General features: G+C 61.3%; 8 protein-coding genes. 7 read left to right on the top strand and 1 reads right to left on the bottom strand.

Going from position 1 to position 10,972, the window contains the following annotated elements; genetic code table 11:
- The 7 genes from OB03_RS09350 to metH all read left to right on the top strand — a co-directional run.
- Positions 1-531, top strand: a 531-nt coding sequence (locus OB03_RS09350; protein ID WP_461343956.1) for an ATP-binding cassette domain-containing protein, incomplete at its 5' end; no start/stop codon positions are given.
- Positions 532-629: 98 nt separating this feature from the next.
- Complete coding sequence (locus OB03_RS09345; RefSeq protein WP_461343955.1) at positions 630-1,556, top strand: 2-hydroxyacid dehydrogenase; 927 nt, start codon at positions 630-632, stop codon at positions 1,554-1,556.
- Between the two features lie 135 nt (positions 1,557-1,691).
- Positions 1,692-2,654, top strand: a complete 963-nt coding sequence (locus tag OB03_RS09340) for an ArsR/SmtB family transcription factor (protein ID WP_242913204.1) — start codon at positions 1,692-1,694, stop codon at positions 2,652-2,654.
- 1 nt (position 2,655) lies between these two features.
- Positions 2,656-3,600: a methylenetetrahydrofolate reductase [NAD(P)H] gene (metF, locus tag OB03_RS09335; RefSeq protein ID WP_461343954.1), complete on the top strand. Its 945-nt coding sequence runs from the start codon at positions 2,656-2,658 to the stop codon at positions 3,598-3,600.
- A gap of 3 nt (positions 3,601-3,603) precedes the next feature.
- Positions 3,604-4,674, top strand: a complete 1,071-nt coding sequence (locus OB03_RS09330) for a homocysteine S-methyltransferase family protein (RefSeq protein ID WP_461343953.1) — start codon at positions 3,604-3,606, stop codon at positions 4,672-4,674.
- A complete protein-coding gene (locus OB03_RS09325; protein ID WP_242913201.1) occupies positions 4,674-5,042 on the top strand; it encodes a DUF6508 domain-containing protein in 369 nt (122 codons plus the stop codon). The genes OB03_RS09330 and OB03_RS09325 overlap by 1 nt, the downstream gene beginning before the upstream one ends.
- Entirely contained in the window at positions 5,042-7,669 is a 2,628-nt protein-coding gene (gene metH, locus OB03_RS09320) for a methionine synthase (protein WP_461343952.1), read from the top strand. The genes OB03_RS09325 and metH overlap by 1 nt, the downstream gene beginning before the upstream one ends.
- Before the next feature lie 150 nt (positions 7,670-7,819).
- Here metH and OB03_RS09315 read toward each other — a convergent pair whose 3' ends face one another.
- On the bottom strand, positions 7,820-10,780 hold the full coding sequence (locus OB03_RS09315; RefSeq protein ID WP_242913199.1) for a TonB-dependent receptor domain-containing protein: 2,961 nt from the start codon (positions 10,778-10,780) through the stop codon (positions 7,820-7,822).
- Positions 10,781-10,972: the final 192 nt, after the last annotated feature.

Raw genomic sequence — 10,972 nt, 5'->3', positions numbered from 1 at the left:
ATCAAGGTCGGTGAAACCGTCAAGCTGGCCTACGTTGACCAGTCGCGTGACGATCTGAAGCCGGATGACAGCATCTGGCAAGCGATCTCGGGCGGCACCGACGTGATGATGGTCGGCAAGCGCGAGATCAATACGCGTGCGTACGTTGGCTCGTTCAACTTCAAGGGCGGCGACCAACAGAAGAAGGTCGGCCAACTGTCGGGTGGTGAGCGCAACCGCGTCCACCTCGCCAAGACGCTGGCCACCGGCGGCAACCTGATCCTGCTCGACGAACCGACCAACGATCTGGACATCGAAACCTTGCAGAACCTCGAAGAGGCTCTGGAAGAGTTCGCCGGCTGCGCCGTGGTCATCAGCCACGACCGCTGGTTCCTCGACCGTCTGGCCACCCACATCCTCGCCTTCGAAGGTGACGGCCATGTGGAATGGTTCGAAGGTAACTTCGAAGCCTACGAACAGGACAAGATGCGTCGCCTTGGTGCAGACAGCATCATTCCGAAGCGTATCCAGCACCAGAAGTTCGGCCGCTAAGCCGATCCTAAGCTGAAATGATCGACGGCCTCGCCCACACGGGCGGGGCCGTTTTTCTTTGCTCTGGTCAGATTGGATAACGGCGATAGTGTAGAGGCATGACCCGTCCTGCCGTCCTGATCATGAACCGGATGCTGGCACCGCTCAGCCCGTTCCTTGAAACCCAGTATGACGTCTTTCGTCTGTGGGAAGGCCCGCCCGTAGAAGCGGCTCACGAGATACGCGCCATTGTCACGGCGGGCGAAGAGCCGCTGGACAAGCCCGTCATCGAAAAGTTGCCGAACCTCGAACTGGTGGCCTGTTTCACCGCCGGATACGACGGGCTGGATGTTGAGTGGTGCCGTGAACGCGGCCTGAAACTCAGCCACTCACCCAATGTGAACCACGAGGACGTCGCCGATATGGCTATGGGCCTTATGCTGGCGGCCCGCCGCGAGATTGTGGCGGGGCATGCCATGGTCATCTCCGGTGACTGGAGCCTCGACCAGCGCAATATCACCGGATCATTGCAGGGCCAGAAGGTGGGCATCGTCGGTCTAGGCGCCATCGGCGCGGCAGTGGCTAAACGCGCGTCAGCCTTCAACCTCGATGTCCAATGGTGGGGTCCGCGTGCCAAGGACACTGAATGGACGCGCGCCGAGAGCCTGAAGCAACTCGCCGCAGACACAGACATTCTGGTTGTCGCCTGCCGGGCAGATGACAGTAACCGCGGCCTGATCGACGCAGAAATTATCCGTGCGGTTGGCCCTCAAGGTATCATCATCAATGTGTCGCGCGGGTCCCTCGTCGACGAGAGTGCCTTGATCGAGGCCCTGAAGTCAGGGGCGTTGGGCGGTGCCGCTCTGGACGTGTTCGAGACCGAACCTACCCCCGCTGACCGCTGGACCGACGTTCCAAATCTTGTTCTGTCTCCACACGCAGGCGGCGCGACCACAAATGGAGTTCAGGGCATGCTGCTCCTGACGATGCAGAATCTGGCGGCCCATTTCGCGGGACAACCCTTGGTTACGCCGATAGCGGATTAAAAAGTGTGTCTACACGCGTCCTACAGCGCGTTATTGGATGATCTGTGCAGGAGATGGGGCGCATGCGAAGCATAAGTGTGTGCTCCCGCTTCGTTTTTCCTTGCATAATCATATAAAGATATCTTTATATGGGGCATGAACCTTAGTGCCGACCAGACTGTAGAGATTCTCCGCGCCGCGGGTGAGCCTACGCGCCTGCGTATCCTGTCCCTGCTGGCTGCCGAAGAACTGTCGGTCATGGAACTGTCCCGCGTATTGGACCAGAGCCAGCCGCGCGTTTCGCGTCACCTCAAGCTGATGGCCGATGCCGGGCTTATCGAGCGTTTTCCGGACGGTGCCCGCGTTTTCTATCGCCTGTCGCACGATGCCCTCGCCCGCCGCCTGACGGATACGGTGCTGGACATCCTGTCTGACGGTGAAGGCGAAGCGGACCATCGCCGCCTCGAAGAGGTTCGTCAGGAACGGGCCGAGGAAGCCGCCCGCTATTTCGAACAGGTCGCGCCCGAGTGGGACAAGATGCGTTCGCTCTATGTGTGCGAGACTGACGTCGAACGCGCTGTAGAACAAGCTGTGGGCCCCGGTCCGTTTGATCGCGTGGTCGATCTGGGCACCGGCTCAGGCCGGATGCTCACCCTGTTGGGCAAAAAGGCCAAGATGTCGGTGGGTCTGGACCTGAGCCAGAACATGCTGAACATCGCCCGCGCCAATGTTTCCGCGGCGGGCATGGACAAGGTCGAACTGCGCCACGGCGACATCTTTTCGACCCGCCTGCCCCTCGGCAGCGCCGATCTGGTGATCGTGCATCAGGTTCTGCACTATCTGAATGATCCGGCCGCCGCCGTCGCCGAGGCCGCACGCCTCGTGTCCGACGGTGGGAAGCTGCTGATCGTCGATTTCGCGCCGCATAATTTCGAGCATCTGCGCGAGGCCCATCAGCATCGCCGCCTCGGTTTCGCCGACATTGAAATTGCCCAATGGCTCGAACTGGGCGGCCTTACGCCCTCCGAACCCATCATCCTGCCGCCTGACCGCGAGGGGCTGACGGTCCATGTCTGGACCGGTACCCGCCTCGCTGAACAAGCCCGAAAGAGCGCCTGACATGGCCCCTTCCTCTCTCGCCGAAGCTCGCGCCCTGCTGCTGTCGCCGCTGGGCCCCGTCGCCCGCGCCGGAAATAGCAAGAAGGCGGTGAACGTTTCATTTGAGTTCTTCCCGCCGAAGACGGACGAAGCCGAAGCCAATCTGTGGAAGGCGATCCGTCGTCTGGAGCCGCTCAATCCGGCATTCGTGTCGGTGACCTATGGCGCAGGCGGCTCGACCCGCGAGCGCACGCACCGCACCGTTCAGCGCATCATCACCGAAACCTCGCTGCGCCCCGCCGCGCACCTGACCTGCGTCGAGGCCAGCCGCGCCGAAGTCGATGAAGTGATCGAGGGCTATAAGTCCATCGGCGTCGACCACATCGTTGCGCTGCGCGGTGACCCGCCCGGTGCCACGGGCATTGGCGGTGCCTACACCCCGCGGGCGGATGGCTATGCCAATGCGACCGAGCTGGCTCAGGCGATCAATGCTGTCGGCGGTTTCGACATTACCGTCGGTGCTTATCCGGAAAAGCACCCTGAAAGCCCGTCAATCCAGCATGATCTGGATGTGTTGAAGGCCAAGCAAGACGCCGGTGCCACCCGCGCCGTGTCGCAGTTCTTCTTCGATCTGGATGCCTTCCTGCGTTACCGCGATCAGGTGCGCGCTGCGGGCATTACGTTGAAACTCATTCCGGGCATCATGCCGGTGTCGAACTTTGCAGGTCTTCAGCGCATGACCTCGGCCTGTGGTGCCGCCCTGCCCGACTGGCTGGCTGCCCACTTCGACGGTCTGGATGACGATCCGGAAACGCGCAAACTGCTGGCCGCCGCCGTGGCCGCCGAGACATGCGCCCGCCTTCAGGAAGAAGGCTTCGAGGACTTCCACTTCTACACCCTGAACCGCGCCGATCTGGTCTATGCCATCTGCCGTGTTCTGGGCGTGCGCGAACAAAAGGCTGCTTGAGTTATGGCTCTGACCCGCTCCGAACGCATCGCCGCCCTCTATAACGCGGCCAAGGAACGCATTCTGGTTCTGGACGGCAGCTGGGGCGTAATGATCCAGCGCGAGAACCTGACGGAAGAAGACTTCCGTGGTGAGCGTTTCGCCAATCACAGCCACCCGCAAAAGGGCAACAACGACCTTCTGATCCTGACCCGTCCCGATATCGTGGCGGGTCTGCACGACGTTTATTACAGCGTCGGCGCGGACATTTCCGAGACCAACACCTTCTCGGCCACCACCATCGCCCAGGCCGACTATGGCCTCGAAGATGCGGTCTATGACCTGAACTATGAAGGCGCCCGCATCGGCCGCGAAGTCGCCGACCGCTGGACCGAGAAAGAACCACACAAGCCGCGCTTTGTGGCCGGTGCCATCGGCCCCACGAACCGCACCCTGTCGCTCAGCCCCGACGTCAACGACCCCGGCTATCGCGCCGTCAGCTATGACGAGGTTTACAACGCCTATAAGCAACAGGCGAAGGCTCTGCACGACGGCGGCGTGGACCTGTTCCTGATCGAAACCGTCTTCGACACCCTGAACGCCAAGGCCGCGATCAAGGCCGTGAAGGACCTCGAAGACGAAGGCTACGAGCCGCTGCCTATCTGGATTTCCGGCACCATCACCGACCGTTCGGGCCGTACCCTGTCGGGCCAGACGGCCGAGGCCTTCTGGAACTCCGTGCGTCACGCCAAACCGTTCGCGGTCGGCTTCAACTGCGCTCTGGGTGCCGAACTGATGCGCCCGCACATTGCCGAGCTTTCGCGCGTCGCCGATACCCTCGTCAGCGCCTATCCGAACGCTGGCCTGCCCAACGCCATGGGCCAATACGACGAGCAACCCCACGAAACCGGCCACTTCATCGAGGAGTGGGCCAAGTCGGGCTTGGTGAACATCGTCGGCGGCTGCTGTGGCACCACGCCGGACCACATCAAGCACATCGCCGAGGAAGTATCTGGCGTTGCCCCGCGCGCTATTCCCGAACGCCCCGTCGCCCTTCGCCTGTCGGGTCTGGAACCGTTCGAACTGGTTGCCTGATGTCTAGCCTGCTGGAACTGGCCGAAGAGTTGGATGCGACCACCGACGATCAATTCGTCAAGTGGGAACGCACCGGAACCGGGTTCAGCTACGCCAAATATCACCCCGTCTATTACGCGTGGGAACGGGCGCTCGGGGCCCTCGGCCTTGGCGGACCGTCCGATGTCTACGACCGCATGTTGAAGGGCGAGCGTGTGCCGAACCCTTCGATCGAAACCATTTCCGCCGCCGATCAGGCCACCCTGCTCGGCTACGCCACCTATATCGTCAGAAGCGAGCGCTTCAGCGAGGGTCACATCGCCGCCTGCCACAGCAGAGGCTACCTCGCTGCTATCGTCCGCCGCCTAGCTCAACTGGATAACGCCTGATGCGTCCTGTCTTCATCAACGTCGGCGAGCGGACCAATGTCACCGGCTCGGCCAAGTTCCGCAAACTGGTCGTGGAGGGCGATTACACCGCCGCTCTGGATGTCGCCCGTCAGCAAGTCGAGGCCGGTGCCCAGATCATCGACGTGAACATGGACGAAGGGCTGCTGGATGGCCCCAAGGCCATGAAAAACTTCCTGAACCTGATCGCCGCTGAGCCTGATATCGCCCGTGTGCCGATCATGATCGACTCTTCCAAATGGGAGGTGATCGAGGAAGGCCTGAAGTGCGTCCAGGGCAAGCCGATCGTCAACTCGATTTCGATGAAGGAAGGCGAAGACGCTTTCCGCCATCACGCCGTGCAATGCCTGCGCTACGGTGCCGCGGTCGTGGTCATGGCCTTTGACGAGCAGGGTCAGGCCGACACCGCCGCCCGCAAGATCGAGATCTGCACCCGCGCCTACAACATCCTCGTCAATGAGGTCGGCTTCCCGCCCGAAGACATCATCTTCGACCCGAACATTTTCGCCGTGGCGACGGGGATCGAAGAACACGACAATTATGCCGTGGACTTCATCGAGGCGACCAAGGTCATCAAGGCCACCCTGCCCTACGCTCGCGTTTCGGGCGGCGTGTCCAACGTGTCGTTCAGCTTCCGTGGCAACGAGCCGGTGCGCCGCGCCATCCACTCGGTCTTCCTTTACCACGCCATCAATGCAGGCATGGACATGGGCATCGTCAATGCGGGCGACCTGCCTGTTTATGACGACATCGATCCGGAACTGCGCGAGGCCGTTGAAGACGTCATCCTGAACCGCCCTCAGCGCACGAACGTGTCCAACACCGAGCGACTGGTCGACATGGCACCGCGTTATAAGGGCGAAAAAGGTGCCGCCAAGGTCGTGGACCTGAAATGGCGCGAACAGCCAGTCGGCAAGCGTATCGAGCATGCGCTGGTCAACGGCATCACCGAGTATATCGAGGCCGATACCGAGGAAGCCCGCGCCCAGTCCGAGCGCCCGCTTCACGTCATCGAAGGCCCGTTGATGGACGGCATGAACGTGGTCGGCGACCTGTTCGGTGCGGGCAAGATGTTCCTGCCGCAGGTGGTGAAATCCGCCCGCGTGATGAAACAGGCCGTCGCCTATCTCGAACCCTACATGGAGGCCGAAAAGGCCGGAAAACCGCGCCAGCAGGCCGGCAAAATCCTGATGGCGACTGTTAAAGGCGACGTCCACGACATCGGCAAAAACATCGTCGGCGTCGTGCTCCAGTGCAACAACTATGAGGTCGTGGACCTCGGCGTCATGGTGCCCGCGGACCGCATTCTCGACGAGGCTATCGCTCACAACTGTGACATTGTCGGCCTGTCGGGCCTGATCACGCCTTCGCTGGATGAGATGGTGTTCGTCGCCTCCGAAATGGAGCGGCGCGGGATGAACATCCCGCTGCTGATCGGCGGTGCCACCACCAGCCGGACCCATACGGCGGTGAAGATCGAGCCGGCTTACAAGGCCGGATCGACTACCTATGTCATCGATGCCAGCCGCGCCGTCGGGGTGGTGTCGGGCCTGCTGTCCGAGACCGAAAAAGACAAGAACGAAGCCTCGACCCGCGAAGAATACGCCCGCATCCGCGAGCAGTATGCCCGCGGTCAGGAAGCGAAGGCCCGTGCCCCGCTGCCTGTAGCGCGCGCAAACCGCTTCAACGCTGCAAATCCTGCACCGCCGCCCGCCCCGACTTTCCTCGGCACCCGCGCTTATGAGTGGGACCTGAAGGATCTGGCCGATCACATCGACTGGACCCCGTTCTTCGCAAGCTGGGAACTGATCGGCCGCTTCCCGCAGATCTTGGAAGACGAGATCGTCGGCGAGGCTGCGAGCGATCTGTACAAAGACGCCCGCGCCATGCTGGACCGGATCGTCAACGAGAAATGGTACACGGCAAAGGGCGTGGTTGGCTTCTGGCCTGCCAATGCCAAGGGCGACGACATCGTCGTCTGGGCCGATGAAGGCCGCAGCGAGCAGGTCGCAACCTTCCACGGCCTGCGCCAGCAGATCGCCAAGACCAACGGCAAGCCCAACCTTTGCCTGTCCGACTTCGTGGCCGAAGATGGCAAGGACTACATCGGGGCGTTTGCGGTGACTGCGGGTCATGGCGAACTGGCCAAGGCCGCCGAATTCAAGGCGGCAGGTGACGACTATTCGGCCATCATGGCCACGGCACTGGCCGACCGTCTGGCCGAGGCATTTGCCGAGCGCCTGCACAAGGAAGTCCGTACCAAGCTATGGGGCTATGCCGCCGATGAAGACTTGTCTGTTCAGGACCTGATCGAAGAAAAGTACAAGGGCATCCGCCCTGCCCCCGGCTATCCTTGCCAGCCAGATCACACCGAAAAAGCCACGCTTTTCCGCCTTCTGGACGCTGAATCTCAAGCCGGAATGGAACTGACCGAAAGCTATGCGATGAACCCGCCTGCCTCGGTCAGCGGCCTCTATTTCGGTCATGAAGAGAGCCACTATTTCGGCGTCGGCAAGATCGATCGAGATCAGGTCGAGGACTATGCGGCCCGTAAGGGCTGGGATGTCGCGACGGCCGAGCGCTGGCTGGCACCGATCCTCAACTACTAGGTTGCGACCCTGATACGAGAAAGCCGCCCAAACGGGCGGCTTTTTTGCGCTCGCTATACGCGCTCAAACCAATAGGGCGGCGATCCGAAGACCACCGCCCTAAAAAGCCTGATCCGTCAGGGAGGCGGCGAACCGCCTCCCCTTCGTGGATTAGAACTTGGCCGTCAGACCGACGAAGTAACGACGACCCAGGATGTCGTAGGTCGACGGGTCGGTGTTGGCCTGAACACCCGGATCCCAGGTGCGCGGCTCTTGGTCGGTCAGGTTGTTGATACCGCCACGCAGCGAGACGGTGTCGTTGATGTCCCAGCTGCCGGTCAGGTCGAAGTAGTGGGTTGCATCCAGAACTTCGTCCGAACCGTAAACGGTCATCTCACCAACACGGCGCCAGCGAGCGGTTACGCCGAACGGACCTTGCTTCCAGTTCGCCGAAACCAGCGACTTCCATTCCGGGAAGGTGTTGCCGAAGCTGTCCGAGATGGTGCCCTTACGATCGGTCAGAACGCCACCGGCGACGACCGAGTCTTCACGGGTACCCAACCAACCCACGACGGCGTTGACATTGATCATGCCCCAGTCCGGTGCACCGATGTCAGCCAGTTGGACGCCCCAGTCGACTTGCAGGTCGACGCCCGAAGTCTTCAGAACACCCAGGTTGTCCAGGTTTTCGATCGCGTTGACGATCGAACCGTTCAGCGGATCACGGCTGAACAGCTGGCAGTAGCTGTTGTTAGCGTCGTAGTTCGGGTTCTCACCGGTGCCGTTGAAGCAGCCCAGCAGAGCGTCCGAGATGGCGATGCTGGAGATCACGTCTTCGATTTCGATGCTGTAGTAGTCGACCGAAGCCGAGAAGCGCGACAGCCACGGCGATTGCCATTGCGACTGCCAAACCAGGCCGACCGAGAAGGTGTCAGCAGTTTCTTCTTGCAGGTCCGGGTTACCGCCCGACCAACCGTTAGCCTGGTTGTTCGAGAACTCGTAGCTGTCTACGACCGAAGCCGACAGGCCTTGAGCGATACACAGCGAGCGAACCTGAGCGGCGTCTGCACCGCGGCGGAAGAAGCCGCGGACGTCGCACGGGTCGCCGCCCGGAGCCGTCGCGTTAGCGTTACCGATGGCCGGGAAGCCTACGCCTGCCGGCGAGAACAGTTCACCGATCGATGGAGCGCGAACAGCGCGGTTGAAGCCACCGCGAACGCGGAAGCCGTCAACCACTTCCCAGTCGATGTCAGCACGGTAGGCCGTGGTGCCACCGATCGAGCTGTAGTCGGCGTAGCGCCAGCCGAGGGTCAGGTCCAGCTGCTTGACGAGCGGCTTGTCAGCCAGCAGCGGCAGCAGCAGTTCGCCGAAGAGGTCGATACTGCGAACCGAACCGTTCAGCGAGTCAGCGGCGTTGAAGCCGGCGATTTCCACCCCACCGATGTTACCACCGTCCGGCAGGCCATTTGCGCCCAGGTGCGGGGTGATCGGGTTGATACGCGCCAGCGACGGATCCGAAGCGAAGTCGTAGCTGTTTTCACGGTATTGAACACCGACAGCCAGACGGGCTTCGCCAGCCGGCATGTCGAAGGCCTTACCTTGCAGGGTACCTTCAACAACGGTTTGTTCGATTTCGGTTGCCGTACGCGACGTACGACCGATGTAGCTCAAGCAGTCAGCCGACACCGGCTGTACGCCGAACGGGTTGAAGCCGCCCTCACAGATGCTGGCACCGCCGTCAGGTGCGTCCAGCAGGGTCTGAACAGCCGAACGCGACACGTTGCCGGTTTGGGTTTCAGCGTTGCTGACGCGACCGTACTGGGCGTACAGGTCATAGGTCCAGTCGGTGTTCGGCAGGGTACCGCGGATGCCGCCGGTCAGCTGGTAAACGCTATAGTCATACGAAGCATGACGGCCACCGAGGTCGGTGAAGCGCTTGTTCAGCTGGAACGACGACAGCGGGTTCGGACGGCTGTTGAGGAAGTTCTTCAGGTCCGTCGGGATGAACGGGTTCGTTGCCGGAGCGCGGAAGCCGGTCGACGATGCGGCCGGGGTTGCAGCCAGTTCTTGCGAAGCTTCGTACTGGTTGAACAGGGCTTCGCCATAGAACTCGAGGTTCTCGCTGACGGTGTAACGGCCGGCCGAATAAACGTTCCAGCGCTCCATCGGGAGCGACAGGTAGTTCAGAGCACCGGTGTTGAACAGATAGTTCGAACCCGGCTCATAGAAGCCATCATACTCGATGCCGCCCGGGCTCTTGAAGTTCAGGGCCTTGGCGTGGCTGAAGACGGTGCCGTCGTTGTTAAAGCCGAAGGCGCCGGTCAGGGCCAGAGCCGGATCGTTGAAGTAACCACGAACCAGAGCGGCCGACGGCAGGTTGGCGCTGTCGAACACGACCGAGCCCATCGGCGAGGTGCCCGAAGCACCCGAGATCGACGAGAAATCGCGTGCAGCGTTGAAGATCAGGTCGCGGGTCGAACGGTTGACCGAGAATACAGCATTACCTTTGTCATCGGCAAAGTTGCCGCCGACGGTCATGGTGTAGCTTTGGGTCACGCCATCTTCACGGTCGGTCTGGCCGTATTGGGCGTCGATCTGCACGCCCGAGAAGCGGTCGTTCAGGATGAAGTTGGCAACACCGGCAACAGCGTCCGAACCATAGGCAGCCGAAGCACCGCCCGAGATGGTTTCAACGCTGCGAACCAGAGCCGACGGGATCAAGTTGACATCAGCCGAACCGTCGCCGTTCGACGGAACCAGACGGCGACCGTTCACCAGCACCAGCGTACGCTTGGAACCCAGGCTGCGCAGGTCGAGGTTAGCCTGACCGCCGTTCGACGGGTTGTTCGACGTCGACGAGATCGACGGCGTAAATTGCGGCAGGTCGTTCATCAGCGAGTCGATCGTGACCGAACCCGTCGCTTGAATGTCTTCTGCGTCGACGGTCACAATCGGGCTGGCCGACTTGTAGTCCTGACGCGAGATACGCGAACCGGTGACGACGATGTCGCTGACTTGAGCGACTTCTTCCTGGCTCGACTGCGCGTGCGCAACCGTTCCCACACCGGCAAGGGCGGCTCCAGCCAGCACGCTGCTGGCGAGCAACCACTTACGCCCGTTAAAATTCGACATATTGAGTCCTCCTCCGTGGAACGCCGATACGTCCCTATCCACAAAACGTCGTCAACGGCCCGTAACGGAATTAGGCCAAATATGGCTACATCGCGGTAATTACGTCACATTTGGATCACAGTCATATTACGGCAAAGCCTGAGATCTTTTTCGTTAAGTATTCACAGGCTTTTTCAAGCAGTCCGCAGTCGA

Source organism: Brevundimonas sp. GN22 (assembly GCF_054824005.1).
The sequence above is the reverse complement of the archived record's forward strand: the minus strand, read 5'-3'. Positions and strand labels throughout refer to the sequence as shown.